The sequence below is a fragment of the Synechococcus sp. CC9605 genome (assembly GCF_000012625.1).
GTDB lineage: Bacteria > Cyanobacteriota > Cyanobacteriia > PCC-6307 > Cyanobiaceae > Parasynechococcus.
In genome coordinates this window covers 1,752,522-1,772,596 of sequence record NC_007516.1, presented here as the reverse complement: position 1 = coordinate 1,772,596, position 20,075 = coordinate 1,752,522, and the positions used below count along the sequence as shown (strand labels likewise).

Sequence of the window (20,075 nt, the reverse complement as noted above, 5' to 3'; positions counted from 1 at the left end):
TGGGGGGATCAGGCGGCGAGGGCCAGTTCGAAATCAGCGCGGTCGCTGCTCTCGCTGCGCTCAAACACCTTGCAGAACACCTTCACCACCCGGTCGCCGGAATCCACCTGCTCCAGGGGGTCCTTGCGCAGCCGGTGACGGAGGCAGCAGGAGGCCACGCGGGCCACGTCTTCCTCGCTCACTTCCGTGCGTCCCTCGAAGGCGGCCAGGGCCCGGGCGGCACGGTTGGTAACGATGTCACCACGCAGACCATCCACATCCAGCTCGCCGCAGACGGCGGAGATGCGCAGGCGCAGGTCCTCATCAATGGTCACCTGGTCGAGGCGTTGCTGGGCCTCCACCACCCGCTGTTGCAGGGCGTTTTGATTGCCCTCCACGGCGGTGCTGAAGCCATCGGGGTCGCTGTCGAAGGAGGTGCGCTGGTCCACCACCTGCACCCGCAGCTCCGGATCGCGCACGGTGCGCACTTCCACGCTCATGCCGAAACGGTCGAGCAGCTGGGGGCGGAGTTCGCCTTCCTCGGGGTTGCCGGAGCCAATCAACACGAAACGGGCGGGGTGGCGCACGGAGACGCCTTCCCGTTCCACGGTGTTCCAACCGGAGGCTGCTGAATCAAGAAGCACGTCGACGAGGTGGTCGTCGAGCAGGTTCACCTCATCCACGTAGAGCAGGCCGCGGTTGGCCTTGGCCAGCAGACCGGGCTCAAAGGCGCGCACGCCTTCGCTCAGGGCTTTCTCGATGTCGATGGTGCCGCAGAGGCGGTCTTCCGTTGCACCGAGGGGCAGGTCCACCATCGGCACCTGCCGCGGTTCGGTGCTCAGGGTTTCCCCCTGTTGCATCCGCTCGCGCACCTCACTGCTCTGCAGGTCGGGATCGCTGGCCGAGCTGTTGTAGGGATCGCCGGCGACAACGTCGATGTCCGGCAGCAGATCAGCTAAGGCACGGATCGTGGTGGATTTGCCGGTGCCACGGTCTCCCATGATCATCACGCCGCCGATGCGCGGATCGATCACGTTGAGAAGCAGGGCCAGCTTCATCTCCTCTTGACCGATCACCGCAGTGAAGGGGAAAACCCTGCGCTTCCGGGGTGCAGTCACGAGCAATTCTCTTGGCGTGCTCAGGATTGTTTCACAGGCTGCACGGTGATGACCTGCGGTGGCGTTGCATCAGCGGGATAGACCAGGCGAACGCGCACCTGCTTGGCTTCCCCTGGCTTGAGCATCAGCTGTCCCAGGGAAGGCCCCTGCTGCCCCTGGCGCAGCACCAGGTGCTGGGCCTGGCGTCCCTTGGAAACACCCTCTGGATCCTCCAGACCCGTTGTCTGCACAGGCCCGCGGAACATCACCGGGCCGTTGAGGTCATCGCGGAAGCGCAGCAGGGAGGTGGTGCTGTTGCCCTTGAGGGGCGAATCCAGCGACAGCTGCAGAGTCACCGCGGCTGAGCCAGTGTTTTTCAGCGGCAGGGTGAGGTCGTATTCCACCCCGTAGTTGCCGTGGGCCGCCCAGGCGGTGCCGGGATAAAAGCTTTTGAGTTCCGCGGTTTGCACCTGGTTGGTGGACAGGGTGCCGCGCTCCAGGCTGCTGATCGGCCAGGAGATGGGGGCCGAGGGTGCGGCCAGCACCGGGCTGCCCGGGTCGGTGACGCGCGCCCGCCAGCTGCTGCCGATCTGAACACCGCTTACCCGCGAATAAATGATCTTGCCCTTGCTGCCCCGGGGGGTGGGTTGATGCTCCTTGCTGCTCATGCGTTGGTCCATGAGAAGCTGCAGCCAGTGCTGCTCGCTTGGAGCCTTTCCGTCTTCACCGTGAGCGGCCAGGGTGGCCATGGCCACTGGGCCGGAGCTGTGGAAGCGCAGTTGCAGGTTGCGGCCGTTCAGCAGGGGATCGAGACCGGCCACGGGAATGGGCAACAGCAGCAGCTGGGTGGGTGTGCCGGGAGCCAGGCTCCAGCGACGGTTGGTGAGTTCCGCTGCGCTGCGGCCGGCCAACAGATCTCCGGCCACACGGCTGCCGGGTCCTGCCGCCACCACGTCGATGGTTTCTGGCATCAGGCTCGGCAAGGGCAGGAAGGGGGCCTGGGTCTGGCCAGGCCCAGTGGCCTGCGAGAGCGAGGTGCTGCCTGCGAGCAGCTGCAGGGTCACAGGAGCGGTCCCCAGCGGAGCCGCCAGCACCGCCAGCCAGAGGGTTGAGCTGGGGCTGCCCTCCGCATCACCGGCGTACACGTGGTGGCTGAACAGGTCAAAGCGACCGTTGAGCACCACCGGCACCGACGCCGCCTCCCCATCGGGGAAGGTTGAGATCAGGATGCCGTCGTCCTCGATCAGCTCGGGGTTGTTGTCGTTCACCATCAACACGCTGTCGAGGCCTCCTGGCAGGGGGCGAACGCTCTGCTGACGCTCAATCACCTCCGCAGCGCCGGGCATGGCTGCAACAGCCAGCCAGGCAGCAGAAAACAGCGGAGCGAGCTTCATGGCTTGGGCGGAACAGGGACGGGTTTGAGGTGCGGTGCCATGGCGGCGGCGAGCTGACGGATCAATTCGGTGGATCGGGGGTCGTTGAAGGGGCCCTCCACCAGGAATCCCGCCACTGCGCGTCGTCCGTCGGGGAGTTCGATCAGCCCGGCATCGGCGTAGGCGATGCCGATGTCACCTGTTTTGTTGTAAACGCGGTACCCCTTGCGGGCCAGGCTTGCGTCCGGTTCGCCCTGGGCGCCGCCGAGGCCGCGCATCAAGCCCCTGGGCAGCAGCGTGTTGGTGATCGACGTGCCCATTACCTCGCGAAACAGATCCCGGCTGCGGGGAGCCAGCAGCTCACCGCTATCCACCAAGGCAATTGCCCGGCTGAGATCTCTGGCACTGGTGGTGTTGGTTCCGTCGAGATCCGGCAGCCAGTTGTTCACCATGGTGGAAGGCAGGTCCAGCTCTTGAAAGCGGGCGTTGATCGCCTCCATTCCCCCCGCCCGGGCAATCATCAGGTTGGTGGCGGAGTTGTCGCTCACCCGGATCATTTCCGTGGCCACCTCATGGGTGGGAAAGCGGCTGCCCAGGGGCCGAGAGGCCATCCAACCGGCGCCTCCCCCCACCAGCTCCTCGGTGAGAGTGAGCGGTTCGTTCCATTGCAGTGTTCCCTGATCCAGCAGTTCCAGCACTGCAAGCAGGATCGGCGTCTTGATCGAGCTGGCGGCAGCCATCGGCCGTTCGGCCTGCATGGCTGCAAAGCGCCCGTCGTCAAGAATCAGCATGTAGGCGCTGGCCTGCAGATTGCTCTGTTGCGCGGCCAGCTCCAGCCAGCGTTCCGACAGCGCCCTGATTTCCTGTCTTGGGGCGAAGCGTGCCTGCTTCAGTCCCTTCGCTACGACAGATGCAGTTTTATTCCCAGTGGCGTTTTCAGTACTGGGCGGCTCCACGGCGTCACCGAGCAGCGTGGTGATCAGCGCCTGATCGGCCAGCCAGCTGGGCAGTGCGATCTCCTGTTGCTGAACGCGGGGCGCCAGTAGCCGCAGGCCGCTGCCGGTGAGCAGTCCAAGGCCCACCCCCATCAACATCAGCCGCAGGATGAGCTGGGCTGGACCTTTCCAGCCGGCGGAGCGACGTGACGAACGACTGCTGCTCAACCTTTCAGCCGTGACTGTTCGGCAGAGATTAGGGGCGCTTGGCGCGGATGGCCCAGCGCAGTTGGCGCACCATTCCTCGCAGCAGAGCCACCTCCTCGGCGCGCACCGTGGCGCGTTGCAGCAGATCCCGCACCTTGGCCATGCGGGCGGCGGCGGTGTGCTCCAGCAGGAAACCGGCCTCCAGTAGCAGGTCGCTGGCATCCTCAATACAAGCTGAAAGCGCCTTGGCGGCTGCCGGGTCCGGCGAGGGGGGCTCGATGCAGCGGGTTTCAGTGGTCCCGCTGTTGAGGCGGGCTAACTCATGCAGCACCACCGCCACGGCGTGGGAGAGATTCAGCGAGGGATAGGCCTCCCCGCTCTGCAGGCAGAGAACCCTCTGGCAGAGCCGCAGCTCACTGTTGCTGAGGCCGCGGTCTTCCCGTCCAAACACCATGGCCATGGGGGCACCTGAGCTGGAGCTGCTGCCATCGCTGGCCAGCAACCAACCCAGGGCCTGTTCGGGTGTTTGCAGGGGGATCTCGCCATGGTCCAGGCGTCCGCAACTGCCCACGGTGCGGCGGCAGTCGTTGATGGCCGTCAGCAGGTCGGGAACCACCACGGCGGCCTGAAGCAGCGCTTGGCCGTGCACGGCCATCAGCATGGCCTCATCGCTGAGATGGTCACAGCGGGGGGCCACCAGCCGCAGTTCGCTCACCCCGAAATTGGCGCAGAGCCTGGCCACGCTTCCGATGTTCAGGGGGCCGGCCGGCTCCACCAGCACGACAACGGCATTCAAGGCAGCAGCTCAGCTGAGGGTGTGCAGGTAGGCCAGCAGATCGGCCATTGATTGCGGTTCCATCTCGAAGCTCGGCATGGGGGGAGTCTCGCCGCTGATGATCTGGTGCACCAGCGCTGGATCTTTCATCTGGTTGCTGACGCCCTGAAGTTGAGGGCCCACCAACCCCTGGCCAGCAAGGCCGTGGCAGCCGGCGCAATTGATCCGGAACAGCTGGCCGCCGTGGTCAACGGCCCCCTGCAACTCAAGGCTGGCCTTGATGTAGGGGTCCTGCTGGGCGCTCCCCAGAACCCAGAGCACCAGCACCACGCAAGCCGTGGCAGCAGACACCACCAGCGCGGCGATCAGGCCGCGACCCCGATCGCTCGAATCATTTGCATCAGCTGATGCCGATTCGGCCGCAATTCGTGACGGCTGGACCACAGATCTGGAGTTCCAATGAGAGAATTCTCTCTAATTCTTATTGCTGACGCGACGCAATGATCGAACCTCTGCTCTGCGGCATCGTTCTGGGTTTGATCCCCGTCACACTTTTGGGTCTGTTCGTGGCGGCATGGAATCAGTACCGCCGTGGTGGCAGCGCTCTGGGGGGCTGAGCATCATCACGCTGCTGATGCCGTAGCGGCGTTGATCCACCACCGTCCAACCTGAGCCCGGTTCTGGATTCAGGTTGGAGCGATGTTCACACACCACCAGAGAATCCTGGTGAAGCCAATTCCCCTCGGCGAGGGCGATCAAGCAGGGTTCGTAGAGGCCCTGGTCGTAGGGAGGGTCGAAATAAACGATGTCGAAGGGCTCCTGGTTCCAGTCCTTGCGTAGCCATGTGATCAGTTCCCGCCGTTCAGTGCGGATTTCAGGAGCCGGTGAACGGCTTGCCGCCACTGCACTGAGGTTGATGCGGCTCACGCGGATGCATTGCGGGTCTAGATCAACGGCCACCACACAGCGTGCCCCCCGTTGCAGGGCCTCACAGCCCATCACGCCGCTGCCGCTGCAGAGGTCGAGCCAGCGGCAGTCCTGCAGGTGCGGGGCGAGGATATTCATCACCGCTTCCCGCACCCTAGAGGTGGTGGGCCGAGCCGTGCGACCCCCGGGGCTCAGCAGCCGTCGCCCCCCGCTAAGGCGCAGTTGCCCGCCACCGCTCATGGGCAGGGTTCAGCACCGTTGCGTAGCCAGGTCAACCACCGCTTGAGCATCTGTTCTCCGGCATCGGACGACTTCTCCGGATGGAACTGGCAGGCGCCGACGCGGCCCCGCCAGACCACAGCAGTCACCTCCTGATCGCCGAAGGGGGCAGAGGCCTTGAGGTCGTTCCGATCGGTGGGAACAGCGGCGTAGCTGTGCACGAAATACACCCATTCCGATGAGGCATCGCTGCTGAGCAGCGGGCAGGTGCCGTGATGCTTCAACGGAGCCCAGCCCATGTGGGGGATACGTTCGCCGCTTTTGCTGGGCAGGCGTGTCACCCGTCCGCCCAAGAGGCCGAGGCCTGGATCGCTGCCTTCATCGCTCTGCTCGAACAGCAGTTGCAGGCCAAGGCAGATGCCGAGCAAGGGACGATCCTCCTGGCCCCAGCGCAGCAGATGAGGCACCAGCCCGGTAGCCCTGAGGTTGGCCATGGCCGGATCGAAGGCGCCGACCCCGGGCAGGATCAGTGCATCAATGCCCTCCAGATCGTCGGAGTTATTGATTAACGAGCAGCCTTGGTCAAGACGCTCGAGGCACTTCTCCACAGAGTGGAGATTGCCCATGCCGTAATCGATTAACCCGAGGTTCAGACTCAACCGGTTGATCCGTTCTGAAGACGGATTCAGAGGTACTTGGAAATGGTGCCTGACAGGGTTGCCTTGGGAACAGCGCCCACCACGGTGTCCACCTTCTGCCCACCCTTGAACACCATCAGCGTCGGGATGCTGCGGATGCCGTACTGGCTGGCCACGTTCGGGTTCTCGTCGGTGTTGAGCTTGAACACCTTGATCTGACCGTCAAATTCCTTGGCAATCTCTTCCACAATCGGAGCGACCATGCGGCAGGGTCCGCACCAGGGTGCCCAGAAGTCCACGAGAACCGGCACATCGCTTTGGAGCACGTCCTGCTCGAAGGATGCGTCGGTGACAGCAGCAGCGCTGGACATATAAGCAGGGGAATTTAGTGAGAATTTAGCAACGGTTTCAAGCGAAAACACAGCTGTTCCCTGCTGAGAAGGGATCTGTGACAGTCGCTCTCAACAAAGAGTGAAAGCCCGATCGCGCCGGGCCGGGGGGTGTGAGGAGTGTGTGGGCCGAAGCCCGCACCACTCCAATTTAGCCCTGCCTTATTTGCCCATCCCGAGGTGCTGGGCCTTTTGGTAGACCTTGCCTTCCGTCAGCAGCGAGGGTGCCACGACCACCTCCACCTGCTGCATTTCCTTGATGGTTTGGGCGCCCAGGGTGCCCATCGATGTCTTCAGGCAGCCCAGCAGGTTGTGGGTGCCGTCGTCCAACTTGGCCGGGCCGCGCAGGATGCGTTCGATGCTGCCGGTGTTGCCCACATTGATGCGGGTGCCGCGGGGTAGCACCGGACTTGGGGTGGCCATGCCCCAGTGGAAGCCCCGGCCGGGAGCTTCTTCAGCACGGGCGATGGGGGAGCCGATCATCACGGCGTCGGCGCCACAGGCGATGCACTTGCAGATGCCACCGCCGGTGACGATGCCACCGTCGGCAACGATCGGCACGTAGCGACCGCTTTCCTTTTCATAGTCGGCCCGGGCGGCGGCGCAGTCGGCCACTGCGGTGGCCTGGGGAATGCCCACGCCGAGAACGCCGCGGGAGGTGCAGGCGGCACCGGGGCCGATGCCCACCATCACGCCGGCGGCGCCAGCCCGCATCAGCTGCAGGGCCACGTCGTAGGTGACGCAGTTGCCGATCACCACGGGAACGCCCATGTCGCGGCACAGGGCTTCGAGATCCAGGGTCTCCTGGCCTGCAGGACCGGTGTGATCCGTCGAGACCACGGTGGCTTGCACGAAGAACAGATCGGCTCCGGCTTCGGCGATGGCCTTGCCGAAACGCATGGCGGCCACAGGAGTACCGCTGACGGCAGCGATGCCGCCCTGAGCCCCGATGTCCTGGATGCGTTTACGAATCAGTGCCTCTTGAACCGGCTGGCTGTAGATCTCCTGCATCAGAGGGACGAATTCGTCCTTGCCCACGGCGGCGATGCGATCCAGCACGTGGTTGGGGTCTTCGTAGCGGGTTTGAACACCCTCAAGGTTCAACACGCCGAGGGCGCCCAGTTGGGACAGGCGAACGGCCATTCCCACGTCCACCACGCCGTCCATGGCGCTGGCGATGATCGGAATTTCGCGCTCGATTCCCCCCAGGGTCCAACTGGTATCGGTGACCTCGGGGTCCACCGTGCGACCCCCAGGCACCAGAGCGATTTCATCGATTCCGTAGGCCCGGCGAACGGTCTTGGAGCGTCCGAGCTGAATGTCCACCGCGCGACTTCAATAAAGTCAGATCAAGCTACCAATCTGGATGATCGGCTCAATTTGATTGAGTCAGCTTGATCTGCCTGTTACGCGGGTCCAGGTGGAGCGGGCGCTTTGGATGAACTTGTTCCGATCGCTGTTGCGGATCAGGTTGCGCAGGGCGAAGTTCACCAGCCAGATCACGCCAGCCAGCTCAAGCAGACCAGGCACCAGCGGGATGCTGTTGATGGTGCTGAGCAAACCGGAGTACACCGTCGCCACCAGGCTGAATACGATAAGGCCGCCCACCAGCCGCAGCGGCAGCTGGGCTTTGGTCCAGAGCTCCGCCAGGTCGTTCTGCTCGAGCCAGTCCTTCACCTTGCCCACCAGCAGCTCCCATTCACCGCCGTCTTCATCGGCGCTCTCCTGAGCAGGGATCGACACGGTGGAGGCGATCACCGGGTCGGGTGTTGGAGCGGGGGTCGGTGCCGGAGTTGGCGCTGGAGTGGGCGCAGGTGTTGGGGACGGAGTCGGCTCAGGTTCCGGGGTTGGTGCGGGCGTGGGCTCCGGTGTGGGGGTGGGGTCGCCGCCTGGGGTTTCGGCTTCAGGGCGCGGCTCATCGACAGGACCCATCACTTCAGTGGAAAGCGGGTGGGAGTTTATCCGGACTTTTCTGCTGCTCCCACTGTCCGAGATAGAATGACAAAGGACATCTGATGCACGTATGACGGATTCTGTGGGGCCTGGCAGCGGCGGTCCCGGCGATTCCGACGATCGGATCATTCAGACGGACCTGCGCAATGAGATGTCGCGCTCCTATTTGGAGTACGCGATGAGCGTGATCGTGGGTCGGGCCCTGCCCGATGCCCGCGACGGCCTCAAGCCGGTGCATCGCCGGATCCTGTATGCGATGTACGAGCTGGGCCTCACCAGCGACAGGCCCTACCGCAAGTGCGCCCGTGTGGTGGGCGAAGTGCTCGGCAAATATCACCCCCACGGCGACACCGCTGTGTACGACGCCCTGGTGCGCATGGCCCAGGACTTCTCCATGTCGATGCCCCTGATCGATGGGCACGGCAATTTCGGTTCGGTGGACAACGACCCACCGGCGGCCATGCGATACACCGAATCGCGGTTGCGGGCGCTCACCACCGACAGCCTCCTGGAGGACATCGAGGCGGAGACCGTTGATTTCGCCGACAACTTTGATGGCTCCCAGCAGGAGCCCACGGTGCTGCCGGCGCGGATTCCGCAGCTGCTGCTGAATGGTTCGGCGGGCATCGCCGTGGGGATGGCGACGAACATCCCTCCCCACAACCTCAATGAACTGATCGACGGGTTGCAGGCGTTGATCGCCAATCCAGAGATCACCGATCAGGAGTTGATCCAGCTGATCCCCGGCCCAGACTTCCCCACCGGCGGTCAGATCCTGGGGCGCGAAGGCATCCGTGAGACCTACCTGGGTGGCCGCGGCTCGGTGACGATGCGCGGCGTGGCCAACATCGAAACGATCGAGGCCCCGGGGCGGCCCGATCGCGATGCAGTCATCATCACCGAGTTGCCGTATCAAACCAACAAAGCGGCGCTGATTGAGCGCATCGCTGAGTTGGTGAACGACAAGAAGCTCGAGGGCATCTCCGACATCCGCGACGAGAGCGACCGCGACGGCATGCGGATTGTGGTGGAGCTGCGCCGCGACGCCTACCCGCAGGTGGTGCTGAACAACCTGTTCAAGCTCACTCCGCTGCAGAGCAACTTCAGTGCCTACATGCTGGCGCTGGTGAACGGTGAGCCGATCCTGCTCACCCTGCGCAAGATGCTCGAGGTGTTCCTCGACTTCCGGGTCGAGACGATCGAGCGCCGAACCCGCTACCTGCTGCGCAAGGCCGAGGAGCGCGACCACATCCTGCTGGGCCTGCTGCTGGCCCTTGATCAGCTCGATCCAATCATTGCCTTGATCCGGGCTGCCCCCGATACGGCCACGGCACGGCAACAGCTGCAAGATCGCCATGGCCTGTCCGACATCCAGGCCGACGCCATCCTGCAGATGCAGCTGCGTCGTCTCACCGCTCTTGAGGCCGACAAGATCCGGCTCGAGCACGAGGACCTGGTTACCAAGATTGCCGACTACAAGGACATCCTTGGCCGGCGTGAGCGGGTCTTCGGAATCATCCAGAGCGAGCTCGCTCAGCTGCAGGAGCGCTACCCGACGCCGCGCCGCACCGAAATCCTCGACCTCGGCGGTGGCCTGTCCGACATCGACCTGATCGCCAACGAGCGGTCGGTGGTGCTGCTCACCGAGACCGGCTATCTCAAGCGGATGCCGGTGAGTGAATTTGAAGCCACCAGCCGCGGCACCCGCGGCAAGGCGGGCACCCGTAGCCAGGGTGAAGATGCGGTGAAGCTGTTCATCAGCTGCAACGACCACGACACGCTGGTGCTGTTCAGCGACCGTGGTGTGTCGTATGCCCTGCCTGCTTACCGCGTGCCCCAGTGCAGCCGTGCGGCCAAGGGAACGCCGGTGGTGCAGCTGTTGCCGATCCCCCGGGAAGAAGCGATCACCACATTGATTCCGGTGTCGGAGTTCAGCGACGACACCGACCTGGTGATGCTCACCCGAGGTGGCTTCATCAAGCGCACCCGCCTTTCGGCCTTCAGCAACATCCGCTCCAATGGTCTGATCGCCATCAACCTGGAGGAAGGCGATGCCCTCACCTGGGTGCGCCTTGCCGTGCCCGGCGACAGCGTCTTGATCGGCTCCAAAGCCGGGATGACCATCCACTTCCGCCTCAGTGATGAGGAGTTGCGGCCTTTGGGGCGCACGGCCCGCGGCGTGCGTTCGATGAACCTGCGCGATGCCGATGCCCTGGTGAGCATGGATGTGCTGCCGGTGGAACTCGCCGATCAGGTGGCCGCCAGCGCAGACGATGAAGACGATGCCGCCAGCGAGGGCCCCTGGGTGCTGGTGGCGTCGGCCTCAGGTCTGGGCAAGCGGGTTCCGGTGACACAATTCCGCCTGCAGAAACGGGCTGGCATGGGCCTGCGGGCGATGAAGTTCCGCACCGACGCCGACGAGCTGGTGGGGCTAAGTGTGCTCGGTGCCGGTGAAGAGTTGCTGCTGGTGAGCGAGAAGGGGGTGATCGTGCGCACCAGCGCCGATGCCATCCCTCAGCAATCCCGGGCTGCCACAGGGGTGCGTCTGCAGAAGCTCGACAAGGGCGACCGGCTGCTGAAGGTGGTACTGGTGCCGCCGGAAGCGGAGGACGACTCTGCTGACGACACCGAGTCCAACGACACTGAAGCGGTCGTGCAGGACAGCTGACCTTGGCTGAGCCGGTGGATGTGCTTGTGCTGGGGGGTGGTCCTGCTGCCCTCTGCATCGCTTCGGAACTGAACCAACGGAGTGTGGCTGTTGCTGGCATCGCCCCGGATCCGGTCGACGATCCCTGGCCAAACACCTACGGCATTTGGGCCGATGAACTCAAGGCGGTGGGACTTGAGCAGCTGTTGGAGCACCGCTGGGGCGACACCGTAAGTTATTTCGGCGAAGGCGGTTCAACGGCTCAGGATCAGAGCCATGCCCATGGGATCGACTACGGCCTGTTCGATCGGGCGGCATTGCAGCGCTACTGGCTGGAGCAGGCTGAGGGTGTGGTCTGGCATCAAGACACCGCTGAACGGGTGGAGCTGAATGGTGCAACCACCAACGTGTGCTGCGCATCGGGAACCACCATGCAGGCGCGCTTGGTGATCGATGCCTCCGGTTCACGCACGTCTCACATTCGCCGCCCCGATCAGGGGCCGGTGGCAGGCCAGGCTGCCTACGGCGTGGTGGGGCGTTTCTCCAAACCGCCGATTGAGCCAGGCCGGTTTGTGTTGATGGACTACCGCTGCGATCACCTCAGTGAGGAGCAGCGCAGTGAACCACTCACGTTTTTGTATGCGATGGATCTGGGCGATGGGGTGTTCTTCGTGGAGGAAACCTCGCTCGCCTTGGCGCCAAGTGTTCCCTACGAAGTGCTCAAGCAACGGCTCCAGCAGCGCTTGGATCTGCGCGGCGTGCAGATCACCGAGGTGATCCACGAAGAGTTCTGCCTCTTCCCGATGAACCTGCCGCTGCCGGATCGCAATCAGCCGGTGCTGGCCTTTGGGGGCGCCGCGAGCATGGTGCATCCGGCCTCGGGCTACATGGTGGGATCGCTGCTGCGGAGGGGGCCTCATCTGGCTGATGCTGTTGCCGAAGCCCTCGCCAATCCAGCCCTTGGTTCAGCCGTCTTGGCGCAACGGGGTTGGCAGGCGCTCTGGCCGATCGAGTTGGTGCTGCGCCATCAGCTCTATCAATTCGGCTTGGGCCGTTTGATGGGCTTCAACGAAGCGTTGCTGCGCACCCACTTCGCCACCTTCTTCTCACTGCCTCGAGAGGAGTGGTTTGGCTTCCTCACCAACACACTGCCGCTGCCTCGGCTGATGGGCGTGATGCTGAGATTGTTTGCTTTATCCCCTTGGGAATTACGGCGTGGGTTGGTGTTGGGGGCGGCTCAGGATCAAGCCCCTCGGTTTTGAGATCCACCTGGCGTGCGAGCGGCGGTGTGACCTTCCAGTTCTGATGCACGTCTGATCCCTCAGTTGAGGGATTGATGAATATCCACGCCTCCCCCATTTGGGGGATGCATTTTTTTATGCGCTGGGCGCAGAAGGCTGTGCCGCGGGCTGGACCGGAGCCCAGTCCAGCGGCTGAATCATGGGGAAAAGGCGGTCGTCCGTCTGCACCTCCTCGAGCCAGCCCTCCGGTAACTCGGCCGTGCCGTCGATCGCCTCCATCAGTTGCCAGAAGCGGCCCAGGTGGCGTTGCACCCGTTCTCGGGCCAGTTCGGTGGTGGTGCCGGCCCGGAGGATGAAACTCCAATCCGACGACTGCGCCAGCAACAGCTCCCGTGCCGCCTGCTGCAGCCACTGCATCGCCTGCTCGCTGCCCACGCCTTGGCTGCAGCGCTGCACCATCGCGGCACTGGCCTTTTCCCATTCCGGGATGATCCAGGCGTTGCTGTCGTTCAGCCAGTAGTCGTGATAGCCCCCTTGCCCCCAGCTGGAGGGGGAGGGATCGCAGAGCTGAAGCTGGCCAACGCTGTTGAGCACATCGCGCAGCCGGGTGAAGTTCACCCCCTCCTGAGGTGCCTGCTGGAACAGCTGGCTGAGAAAGGCCGGCCCTTCAAACCACCAGTGGCCGAAGAGTTCGGCATCGAAGGGGGCCACCAGCAGAGGGGGAACGTCCATGGCAGCGCTGAGCTGATCCAACTGCCGCCGGCGGCCCTGCAGGTAGTCGGCGGCATGCTCTTTCACCCGTTCAGCAGCCACCCCCGGCTCATAGGGGCGTTTGCGGTCCAACGGTGCGCTGTGATCGGTCACCCGATGCAGCTTCAGGCCAAGGGGGCGCGGCTGGTCGAGTCCCAGGGGTTTGAGCTCTTCGATCGGCAGGTCCCAGCCCAGATCACGGTGGAACTCCCGGTAGTGGGGATCGCCGGGATAGCCATCCTTGGCCGACCACACCGGCAGTGTGGCGTCACTGTCGCGCCCGAAGAAGGCCACTCCATTGCGGCTGCAGATCGGCGCGTACACCCCATAGCGGGGCCTGGGCCGGCCGTGCAGCAAGCCATGGCCATCCAGCACGGCGTAGCGCAGTCCTGCATCGCGCATCCAGCGGTCGAGCCCCTCGTAATAGGCGCATTCCGGCAACCAGATCCCTAAGGGTCGTTCGCCTACCAGGCGCTGGTGCTCCCGCACCGCCGTGCGCAGTTGTCCGCGCACCGCCTCCGGGTGATGGCGCAGCAGGGGCAGGTAGCCGTGGGTGGCACCGCAGGTGAGCAGGTCCACCACCCCCTGGCGCTGCAGTGCCGCGAAGCGCTGGATTAGATCACCGTCGCAGCTCTGCCAGGCCAGCTGATGCCGCTCGATAGTGGCCGCAAGGTGCTCGGCGCCTGCGCGCAGGGATGGGTCGGCCTTCGGCAGCAGCTCCAGCCGTTCCTTCAGCCACTGGGGAAAGCGCTGCTTGAGGTCTTGATCGCTCAGCAGCGATATCAGCGTCGGCGACAGGCCGATCGTGAGTTTGGGACTCTGCTTGGGGTCGGCGCTGGCCAGTTCCAGCGTTTCCAGCAGCGGTAGATAACACTCGATCAGGGCCTGGAAAAACCAGTCCTCTTCCAAGGAGCCCGGTTGCGCCGACCGCACATAGGGCAGATGGGCATGCAACACCAGGGCGACAGCGCCTTTGGTCACGAACAAGCCCAAACGGTGGCTGAATTTAATCCGATTACCTCGAAGGGGCTGAACTAAGATGGGCTAACTCATAGTCATTCCGACTAAGACCTCCGCTGGAGCCCCTTCCATGGCCAAGGACCCCGGTCGCGTCCTGATTTTTGACACCACCCTGCGGGATGGTGAGCAGTCGCCCGGGGCGAGCCTCAACCTGGAGGAAAAACTGGCCATCGCCCAGCAGCTGGCTCGGCTCGGCGTTGATGTGATTGAGGCGGGATTCCCCTTCGCCAGTCCCGGGGATTTCGCCGCCGTGCAGCGGATCGCCCAGCAGGTGGGTGGCGACAACGGCCCGATCATCTGCGGCCTGGCCCGTGCCTCAAGGGCCGACATCAAAGCCTGCGCTGATGCCGTGGCCCCGGCACCGCGGCGCCGCATTCACACCTTCATCGCCACCAGCGACATCCACCTCGAGCACAAGCTGCGCAAGAGCCGCGGCGACGTGCTCGGCATCGTTCCCGAGATGGTGAGCTACGCCCGTTCTCTGGTGGAAGACGTTGAGTTCTCCTGTGAAGACGCCGGCCGCAGCGACCCGGAGTTCCTTTATGAGGTGATTGAGGCGGCGATTGCTGCCGGCGCCACCACGATCAACATTCCCGACACCGTCGGCTACACGACACCGTCGGAGTTCGGCGCGCTGATCGCAGGCATCAATCAGCACGTGCCCAACATCGGCGAGGCGGTGATATCGGTGCACGGCCACAACGATCTCGGCCTGGCCGTGGCGAACTTCCTGGAGGCGGTCAAGAACGGTGCTCGTCAGCTCGAATGCACGATCAATGGCATCGGCGAACGGGCCGGCAATGCCTCGCTCGAGGAGTTGGTGATGGCGCTGCATGTGCGGCGGCGTTACTACAACCCCTTCTTTGGCCGGGAGGAAGACAGCCCCACGCCGCTCACTGCCGTGCGCACTGAAGAGATCACCAAGACCTCACGGCTGGTGTCCAACCTTACCGGCATGGTGGTGCAGCCCAACAAGGCCATCGTTGGTGCCAATGCCTTCGCCCATGAATCCGGCATCCACCAGGACGGCGTTCTCAAGAACCGGCTTACCTACGAAATCATTGATGCCCAGACCGTGGGCTTGTCCGACAACCGCATCTCCCTCGGCAAGCTGAGCGGCCGCAGTGCCGTTCGCGCCCGTCTGGAGGAACTGGGCTACGACCTCACCCGTGAGGATCTCGATGAGGCCTTCGCCCGCTTCAAGGAACTCGCCGACCGCAAGCGCGAGATCACTGACCGTGATCTGGAGGCGATCGTCAGCGAACAGGTGCAGCAGCCGGAAGCCCGCTTCCAGCTCAAGCTGGTGCAAGTGAGCTGCGGCAGCAGCCTGCGCCCCACCGCCACCGTCACCCTTTTGGATGAAGAGGGCAGTGAGACCACAGGCTCGGCGGTGGGCACCGGTCCGGTGGATGCCGTCTGCCGTGCCTTGAATGATCTGGCGGGTGTGCCCAATGAGTTGATCGAGTTCTCGGTCAAGTCGGTCACCGAGGGCATTGATGCCATGGGCGATGTGACCATCCGCCTGCGCCGCAATGGTGCGCTCTACTCCGGTCACGCAGCCGACACCGATGTGGTGGTGGCGGCGGGGATGGCCTTCGTGAATGCCCTCAATCGCCTGGTGGCTGGCGAGGAGCGCCAGTCATTGCATCCGCAGAAGGATCCTGTTGTTCTGGAGAGCCGACCGACGCTCTAGAGCCGACGCCATGCGCACCTCAACCGTCCGGGCCATTCAGCTGGTGCTGCTGATTTTTCTGGCGCTGCTGGTGCTCACGCCGTTGCTCTGGTTGGTGAGCACCTCGCTCAAGGGTCCTGCGGAAGACATCTTCAGCAGTCCACCGGCGTTGCTGCCTGCCCAGCCCAGCTTCGATGCCTACGTGCGGCTGTTTCAGGACAATCCACTCACCACGTATCTGTTCAACAGCACCGTGGTGAGTGGCCTGGCGGTGCTCGCCAACCTGCTGTTCTGTTCCCTGGCTGCCTACCCCCTGGCCCGGCTGCGCTTCGCCGGCCGGGGCCTTGTGCTGGGGCTGGTGGTGGCCACGATCCTAATCCCCTTTCAGGTGGTGATGATCCCGCTGTATCTGCTGATGGTGCAGCTGGGTCTGCGCAACACCCTGCTGGCCCTGGTGATTCCGCAGGCGGCCACCGCTTTTGGTCTCTACCTGTTGCGCCAGAGCTTCCTTGGCGTTCCCAAAGAGCTGGAGGAGGCGGCACGGATCGATGGCTGCAGCCGCCTGGGGGAATGGTGGAACGTGATGATCCCCGCCGCCAAAGCCGATCTCATCACCCTGGCGATGTTCGTGTTCATCGGCACTTGGAGTGACTTCCTCTGGCCGCTGGTGATCCTCGACGACCCAGCCCTCTACACCTTGCCTCTGGGTCTGCAGCAGCTCTCCAGCAGCTTTTCGCTGGATTGGCGGATTGTTGCCGCCGGCTCGGTAGTCTCAATCCTGCCGGTGTTGGTCTTGTTCGTGCTGTTGCAGCGCTTCATCCTGCCCAACGCCAGCGGGGACGCGGTGAAGGGATGAAGCCGTCGAGGTGCGCATGGCCGCGAAGGCATCTATGCCTTCCTGCATCACACCCATCTGTTGGCTGAGCAAGTCGCTGTGGGCACGGGGTGGCGTGCGTTCCTCCAGCTGATCGATCCGTTCCTCCAGCTGATCGATCCGTTCCTGCAGGGCGTGGATGCGTTGGTTGTGCTGCCGCAATCCCTGAAGCAGGGTCACCACCAGAACACTCACGAGGGCCAGGCTGCCGCAGCTGATCAGTTTCAACAGCATGCACCCTCCCCAATTGGGCCGATGCTGACTTGAATGGAGGCACTCAACAAGTGGTGCAGGGATGGCTCTTGAGGATCTGGATCGGTTTCTGACGCTTCGCGACAGCGACCCTGATCTGGCCGAGGCCCTTGCGCAGCCCATGGATCTTGAGCGGTTTCTCGGGCTTGCTGCTGAGCATGGCTTTGCCTTGACTGAGGCGGATGTCTTCGCGGCACAGCAGCGTGAACACCTCGTGCGAACGGCGGCTGAGCTTCAGCAGGATCAAGCCGCCGAATCACGGCGCCTGCGCAATTTCATCCACGGCTGATCACCAGCACTTTTCAGTTCACAGATCAATTCACAGACCCAGTCACTGATCCAGCTTCACCACGTCCGGTGTTTCCCCGTGCACCTCGCCGATCCAACGGGCGTGGTTCACGGCACCGTCATGGGTGTGAAAGATCCAGGCGCTGTCAGGGGAAGATTGCCGCTCGATGCGATGATCCACGGGATTGACGCCGAGATACCCTCCGGCTGAACAGGACCGCAGCACGTAGCGTTCGGCGTACTTGGTGAGCATTGGCTGAGAGGGCTCTAACTGTTCGCTAGCGGTGCGTTTCTGCGGCTCCGCGCCTTCTGCGGAATTCCTTCTACTTTTCTTCCTTGAGCGTTAATAGGGTTTGTTGTTGCCAGCTCAACCCAGTGGGTGCGGCAAAGCGGCTTTGATGCCCGCCCTCCCGGAACCACGGGGTGCTGAGGGCCTCGATCTCCAGCTCGTCCGGGTTGAGCGACCAGGTGTCCTGCAGGTAGCGGCGTAGTTGCTCTGGCTCCGGCTGATCGGGCTGTTGCCAGTGCACCACGGCCAACTGCCCCGGCCTTGAGCGGAGAATCGCCAGGCGGTGATTCGGATCGCCGTCGTTGGCGGGCTGAATCGATTCCTGCAGCTGCTCATCGCAGACGTAGAGCAGCAGCGGAGCACTGCCGTCGGCCTGGGGAAGTGGATATTTGTTGAGATACAGGGCCCGTGCTTTTTGAAACGCTGCCCCTGGAGCCTTCACCATCAGGGCGTTGTAGGCCTGCTGCAGCTGTTCACTCATGCCCGTTCCGCCACGTTTCGAATTCCAGTGTGTGAATGCCGCCGGGCCATGACCGTGGGAAGATGGTGACACTTCCGGGATTGGACCGCGATGGCCAAGCATCGCTCCCGCTACCGGTTGGTTGGCCTCGACGGTCAGCCGCATCCGGTGCTCGACGCTCCTTACGACACGTTGGAACTGGCCCTCGCTGATGCCAGTGATTGGTGCACGGGACAAGGGTCCCGCTGTTCCATGGGTCAGCAGGGCATTGCGGTTGAGGTGCGAACTGACAGCGGCAGTTGGCGCACGATCGACTACCCCGTCAGTTGCTTGAGCCGATCCAGTGCGATGGCGGGCTGATGTGGGTCAGTGTTGACCTCTGCGTGGTGCCGATCGGTGTGGGCGTCAGCCTTTCGCCCTACATCGCCGCCTGTGAGCGGGTGATCGCTGCCACGGGCCTGACCCATCAGCTGGGGCCCAATGGCACGGCGATCGAAGGCCCATGGGACGAGGTCATGGACTGTGTGCGCGCTTGTCATGCCGAGTTGCACGGCATGGGGGCCCCGCGTCTCTACACAACGCTCAAGCTCAGCACCCGCACCGACCGGCAGCAGTCGTTCACTGAGAAGGTCGCCTCAGTGGAACAGCTTCTTGGCGACTGAAAATCCGAAGAACTTCGGTGGTTTCGAGCCGACTTGAGCCGATCTTGAGACCAATGAGATTGTTGTGTGGTCCCTGGCTTGATGGGTCGCGGTTTCAGGGCTGCGCTGTTGGCTCTGCTGGTGTTGCAGCTGACGGGCAGTGCTGTTCAAGCATCCACATGGGATCGCATCGCCAGTTACCTGCGGCTGCTGCAGCGGGCGGGCGTGAAGGCCCTGGTGGCACCCGACTGCCCCTTGGGTTTGCTGGGGGCCTTCCATGAGGGCAAGCAGGCCCTGTTGATGTGCGGCAACAACCTGCCCGATGATCCAGCGGTGGTTTGGGTGGTGCTGGCCCATGAATCAGCCCATGTGATGCAGTCATGCCATGGGGGCAATCTGATGCCGGCGGCCTTGCTCAGCCGTGAGGTGGAGGTGGCCCGCCAGCAGGACCCCAATCCTTTTCACGAGTTGCAGCTGTATCACTCCAGTCAGCATCATGTTGAGGCAGAAGCCCGGTTGATTCAGGCCCTGCCAGAGGAGCAGGTGGTGGCCTTGTTTGAAAAACACTGCGCCAAGCGGCTCTCCCCTTGAAGCTGCTGATCCGGGACCCGTGGCTGATGGCGGTCGACAAGCCTGCCGGCCTGCTGAGCCAACCGGGCCTGGGGCCCGAGCAAAGCGATTCCGTGATCACCCGCTTGCAGCAACAGGATCAACGCCTGCGCCTGGTTCACCGTCTGGACCGCGACACCTCGGGGGTGCTGCTCTTGGCCCGAAGTGCTGACGCCCTGCGGCGGCTCAGTGCCCTGTTTGCTGAACGGCGGATCAACAAGCTCTACCAGGCAGTTGTGGAGGGGGAGCTCCACGGCTGCGGTTGCATCGCCAGTCCCCTGGCGCGTCTGTCGCGCCAACCGCCGCGCTACGGCAGCCACCCCAAGGGGCGTCTGGCCCAGACGATCTGGAGAGTCCGCACCGTTGGTGCCCGCAGCACGCGGCTCTGGTTGCGTCCGCTCACGGGGCGCTCCCATCAGCTGCGGGCCCACCTGGCTGAATTGGGCCATCCCATCGTGGGCGATCCCATCTACGGAGATGCCGGCCGGTCCTGCCGCTTGCATCTGCATGCCCAGTCCCTGAGCTTTTGCCATCCCTTCACCCAGCAACGCGTCCGTCTGATCGCGCAGGAGGTTCCCTTTGCAACTGAGTGCTGAATTTGTTGGCTACCTGGCCGCTGGCCTCACGACGGCCAGCTTTTTCCCGCAGGCGGTGAAGACGCTGCGCAGTGGTGACACCAAGGCAATTTCCCTGGGCATGTATGCCTTGTTCACCAGTGGTGTTGTGCTGTGGTCGTTGTATGGCCTGCTGGTGAACGACGGCCCTGTGCTGGCAGCCAATCTGATCACCCTGATGCCTGCGGCCATCGTGCTGCAGCGCAAGATCGTGGAACGCCGATGA

Annotated in this window: 24 protein-coding genes and 1 pseudogene; 11 read left to right on the top strand and 14 right to left on the bottom strand. The window is 63.7% G+C overall.

The features are described 5' to 3' along the window. Positions 1 to 8: 8 nt before the first annotated feature. The 5 genes from bchI to SYNCC9605_RS09750 are packed head-to-tail and all read right to left on the bottom strand — an operon-like array spanning position 9 to position 4,810. Entirely contained in the window at positions 9 to 1,097 is a 1,089-nt protein-coding gene (bchI, locus tag SYNCC9605_RS09770; RefSeq protein WP_011364902.1) for a magnesium chelatase ATPase subunit I, read from the bottom strand. A 20-nt stretch (positions 1,098 to 1,117) separates the two neighbouring features. Next, a complete protein-coding gene (locus SYNCC9605_RS09765) occupies positions 1,118 to 2,470 on the bottom strand; it encodes a DUF3370 domain-containing protein (RefSeq protein ID WP_011364901.1) in 1,353 nt (450 codons plus the stop codon). After that, positions 2,467 to 3,612, bottom strand: coding sequence for a serine hydrolase (locus SYNCC9605_RS09760; protein ID WP_011364900.1), 1,146 nt, complete (start codon positions 3,610 to 3,612; stop codon positions 2,467 to 2,469). The genes SYNCC9605_RS09765 and SYNCC9605_RS09760 overlap by 4 nt, the downstream gene beginning before the upstream one ends. 28 nt (positions 3,613 to 3,640) lie before the next feature. Continuing rightward, a complete protein-coding gene (locus SYNCC9605_RS09755) occupies positions 3,641 to 4,387 on the bottom strand; it encodes an RNA methyltransferase (RefSeq protein ID WP_041435073.1) in 747 nt (248 codons plus the stop codon). 9 nt (positions 4,388 to 4,396) lie between these two features. Further along, on the bottom strand, positions 4,397 to 4,810 hold the full coding sequence (locus SYNCC9605_RS09750; RefSeq protein ID WP_011364898.1) for a c-type cytochrome: 414 nt from the start codon (positions 4,808 to 4,810) through the stop codon (positions 4,397 to 4,399). A 56-nt stretch (positions 4,811 to 4,866) separates the two neighbouring features. On the opposite strand from SYNCC9605_RS09750, the gene petG reads away from it, so the two are divergent. Continuing rightward, entirely contained in the window at positions 4,867 to 4,983 is a 117-nt protein-coding gene (gene petG, locus SYNCC9605_RS15595; protein WP_009790260.1) for a cytochrome b6-f complex subunit V, read from the top strand. A 13-nt stretch (positions 4,984 to 4,996) separates the two neighbouring features. Here petG and rsmD read toward each other — a convergent pair. From rsmD to SYNCC9605_RS09725, 5 genes and pseudogenes are all read right to left on the bottom strand, one after another. Then, positions 4,997 to 5,533 (bottom strand): annotated as a pseudogene (rsmD, locus tag SYNCC9605_RS09745) (16S rRNA (guanine(966)-N(2))-methyltransferase RsmD); the annotation flags it as partial. Continuing rightward, a complete protein-coding gene (hisH, locus tag SYNCC9605_RS09740) occupies positions 5,530 to 6,171 on the bottom strand; it encodes an imidazole glycerol phosphate synthase subunit HisH (protein WP_011364896.1) in 642 nt (213 codons plus the stop codon). The pseudogene rsmD and the gene hisH, both read right to left, overlap by 4 nt. A 26-nt stretch (positions 6,172 to 6,197) precedes the next feature. Then, positions 6,198 to 6,521 carry a thioredoxin gene (trxA, locus tag SYNCC9605_RS09735; protein WP_006851354.1) on the bottom strand — a complete coding sequence of 108 codons (324 nt, stop codon included), beginning with the start codon at positions 6,519 to 6,521 and terminating at the stop codon, positions 6,198 to 6,200. Positions 6,522 to 6,701: 180 nt separating this feature from the next. Beyond that, entirely contained in the window at positions 6,702 to 7,865 is a 1,164-nt protein-coding gene (locus tag SYNCC9605_RS09730; RefSeq protein WP_011364894.1) for a GuaB3 family IMP dehydrogenase-related protein, read from the bottom strand. Between the two features lie 63 nt (positions 7,866 to 7,928). After that, positions 7,929 to 8,471 (bottom strand): CAAD domain-containing protein, encoded by a 543-nt coding sequence (locus SYNCC9605_RS09725; RefSeq protein WP_011364893.1) that lies wholly within the window; start codon positions 8,469 to 8,471, stop codon positions 7,929 to 7,931. Between the two features lie 91 nt (positions 8,472 to 8,562). On the opposite strand from SYNCC9605_RS09725, the gene gyrA reads away from it, so the two are divergent. Both gyrA and crtL read left to right on the top strand, forming a co-directional pair. Next, positions 8,563 to 11,160 carry a DNA gyrase subunit A gene (gene gyrA / locus SYNCC9605_RS09720; protein WP_011364892.1) on the top strand — a complete coding sequence of 866 codons (2,598 nt, stop codon included), beginning with the start codon at positions 8,563 to 8,565 and terminating at the stop codon, positions 11,158 to 11,160. Between the two features lie 2 nt (positions 11,161 to 11,162). Then, positions 11,163 to 12,401 (top strand): lycopene beta cyclase, encoded by a 1,239-nt coding sequence (crtL, locus tag SYNCC9605_RS09715; protein ID WP_011364891.1) that lies wholly within the window; start codon positions 11,163 to 11,165, stop codon positions 12,399 to 12,401. Between the two features lie 114 nt (positions 12,402 to 12,515). Here crtL and SYNCC9605_RS09710 read toward each other — a convergent pair whose 3' ends face one another. Beyond that, a complete protein-coding gene (locus SYNCC9605_RS09710; protein WP_011364890.1) occupies positions 12,516 to 14,111 on the bottom strand; it encodes a glycoside hydrolase family 57 protein in 1,596 nt (531 codons plus the stop codon). A 109-nt stretch (positions 14,112 to 14,220) separates the two neighbouring features. On the opposite strand from SYNCC9605_RS09710, the gene SYNCC9605_RS09705 reads away from it, so the two are divergent. Next, positions 14,221 to 15,843, top strand: a complete 1,623-nt coding sequence (locus SYNCC9605_RS09705; protein ID WP_011364889.1) for a 2-isopropylmalate synthase — start codon at positions 14,221 to 14,223, stop codon at positions 15,841 to 15,843. A gap of 10 nt (positions 15,844 to 15,853) precedes the next feature. Further along, complete coding sequence (locus SYNCC9605_RS09700) at positions 15,854 to 16,678, top strand: carbohydrate ABC transporter permease (RefSeq protein WP_011364888.1); 825 nt, start codon at positions 15,854 to 15,856, stop codon at positions 16,676 to 16,678. Here SYNCC9605_RS09700 and SYNCC9605_RS09695 read toward each other — a convergent pair. Continuing rightward, on the bottom strand, positions 16,595 to 16,930 hold the full coding sequence (locus SYNCC9605_RS09695) for a hypothetical protein (protein WP_041435068.1): 336 nt from the start codon (positions 16,928 to 16,930) through the stop codon (positions 16,595 to 16,597). The genes SYNCC9605_RS09700 and SYNCC9605_RS09695 overlap by 84 nt on opposite strands. Positions 16,931 to 16,991: 61 nt before the next feature. Between SYNCC9605_RS09695 and SYNCC9605_RS09690 the strand changes: the two genes are divergently transcribed. Beyond that, positions 16,992 to 17,237, top strand: a complete 246-nt coding sequence (locus SYNCC9605_RS09690) for a Nif11-like leader peptide family RiPP precursor (RefSeq protein WP_011364887.1) — start codon at positions 16,992 to 16,994, stop codon at positions 17,235 to 17,237. Between the two features lie 42 nt (positions 17,238 to 17,279). On the opposite strand, the gene SYNCC9605_RS09685 is transcribed toward SYNCC9605_RS09690, so the two are convergent. After that, on the bottom strand, positions 17,280 to 17,489 hold the full coding sequence (locus tag SYNCC9605_RS09685) for a hypothetical protein (protein WP_011364886.1): 210 nt from the start codon (positions 17,487 to 17,489) through the stop codon (positions 17,280 to 17,282). Between the two features lie 70 nt (positions 17,490 to 17,559). Further along, positions 17,560 to 18,006: a hypothetical protein gene (locus SYNCC9605_RS09680; RefSeq protein WP_011364885.1), complete on the bottom strand. Its 447-nt coding sequence runs from the start codon at positions 18,004 to 18,006 to the stop codon at positions 17,560 to 17,562. A gap of 90 nt (positions 18,007 to 18,096) precedes the next feature. On the opposite strand from SYNCC9605_RS09680, the gene SYNCC9605_RS09675 reads away from it, so the two are divergent. The 5 genes from SYNCC9605_RS09675 to SYNCC9605_RS09655 all read left to right on the top strand — a co-directional run bounded on the left by SYNCC9605_RS09675 (position 18,097) and on the right by SYNCC9605_RS09655 (position 20,075). Continuing rightward, positions 18,097 to 18,345, top strand: a complete 249-nt coding sequence (locus tag SYNCC9605_RS09675) for a hypothetical protein (protein ID WP_011364884.1) — start codon at positions 18,097 to 18,099, stop codon at positions 18,343 to 18,345. Continuing rightward, positions 18,345 to 18,647, top strand: coding sequence for an MTH1187 family thiamine-binding protein (locus tag SYNCC9605_RS09670; protein ID WP_011364883.1), 303 nt, complete (start codon positions 18,345 to 18,347; stop codon positions 18,645 to 18,647). The genes SYNCC9605_RS09675 and SYNCC9605_RS09670 overlap by 1 nt, the downstream gene beginning before the upstream one ends. 81 nt (positions 18,648 to 18,728) lie before the next feature. Then, a complete protein-coding gene (locus SYNCC9605_RS09665; protein WP_011364882.1) occupies positions 18,729 to 19,217 on the top strand; it encodes a hypothetical protein in 489 nt (162 codons plus the stop codon). A gap of 26 nt (positions 19,218 to 19,243) precedes the next feature. After that, the gene (locus tag SYNCC9605_RS09660) at positions 19,244 to 19,831 is read left to right on the top strand and encodes an RluA family pseudouridine synthase (protein WP_011364881.1); all 588 of its coding nucleotides are present in this window, start codon (positions 19,244 to 19,246) and stop codon (positions 19,829 to 19,831) included. Then, entirely contained in the window at positions 19,815 to 20,075 is a 261-nt protein-coding gene (locus SYNCC9605_RS09655) for a SemiSWEET family sugar transporter (RefSeq protein ID WP_011364880.1), read from the top strand. Before SYNCC9605_RS09660 ends, SYNCC9605_RS09655 begins: the two co-directional genes overlap by 17 nt.

Coding starts and splice junctions, on each gene's coding strand:
- SYNCC9605_RS09670 (WP_011364883.1), top strand. CDS start 18,345: ATGTGGGTCAGTGTTGACCTCTGCGTGGTGCCGATCGGTGTGGGCGTC.
- trxA (WP_006851354.1), bottom strand. CDS start 6,521: ATGTCCAGCGCTGCTGCTGTCACCGACGCATCCTTCGAGCAGGACGTG.
- SYNCC9605_RS09765 (WP_011364901.1), bottom strand. CDS start 2,470: ATGAAGCTCGCTCCGCTGTTTTCTGCTGCCTGGCTGGCTGTTGCAGCC.
- petG (WP_009790260.1), top strand. CDS start 4,867: ATGATCGAACCTCTGCTCTGCGGCATCGTTCTGGGTTTGATCCCCGTC.
- SYNCC9605_RS09680 (WP_011364885.1), bottom strand. CDS start 18,006: ATGAGTGAACAGCTGCAGCAGGCCTACAACGCCCTGATGGTGAAGGCT.
- SYNCC9605_RS09725 (WP_011364893.1), bottom strand. CDS start 8,471: ATGGGTCCTGTCGATGAGCCGCGCCCTGAAGCCGAAACCCCAGGCGGC.
- SYNCC9605_RS09675 (WP_011364884.1), top strand. CDS start 18,097: ATGGCCAAGCATCGCTCCCGCTACCGGTTGGTTGGCCTCGACGGTCAG.
- SYNCC9605_RS09690 (WP_011364887.1), top strand. CDS start 16,992: ATGGCTCTTGAGGATCTGGATCGGTTTCTGACGCTTCGCGACAGCGAC.
- SYNCC9605_RS09705 (WP_011364889.1), top strand. CDS start 14,221: ATGGCCAAGGACCCCGGTCGCGTCCTGATTTTTGACACCACCCTGCGG.
- SYNCC9605_RS09700 (WP_011364888.1), top strand. CDS start 15,854: ATGCGCACCTCAACCGTCCGGGCCATTCAGCTGGTGCTGCTGATTTTT.
- SYNCC9605_RS09665 (WP_011364882.1), top strand. CDS start 18,729: ATGGGTCGCGGTTTCAGGGCTGCGCTGTTGGCTCTGCTGGTGTTGCAG.
- gyrA (WP_011364892.1), top strand. CDS start 8,563: ATGACGGATTCTGTGGGGCCTGGCAGCGGCGGTCCCGGCGATTCCGAC.
- SYNCC9605_RS09695 (WP_041435068.1), bottom strand. CDS start 16,930: ATGCTGTTGAAACTGATCAGCTGCGGCAGCCTGGCCCTCGTGAGTGTT.
- SYNCC9605_RS09685 (WP_011364886.1), bottom strand. CDS start 17,489: ATGCTCACCAAGTACGCCGAACGCTACGTGCTGCGGTCCTGTTCAGCC.
- SYNCC9605_RS09660 (WP_011364881.1), top strand. CDS start 19,244: ATGGCGGTCGACAAGCCTGCCGGCCTGCTGAGCCAACCGGGCCTGGGG.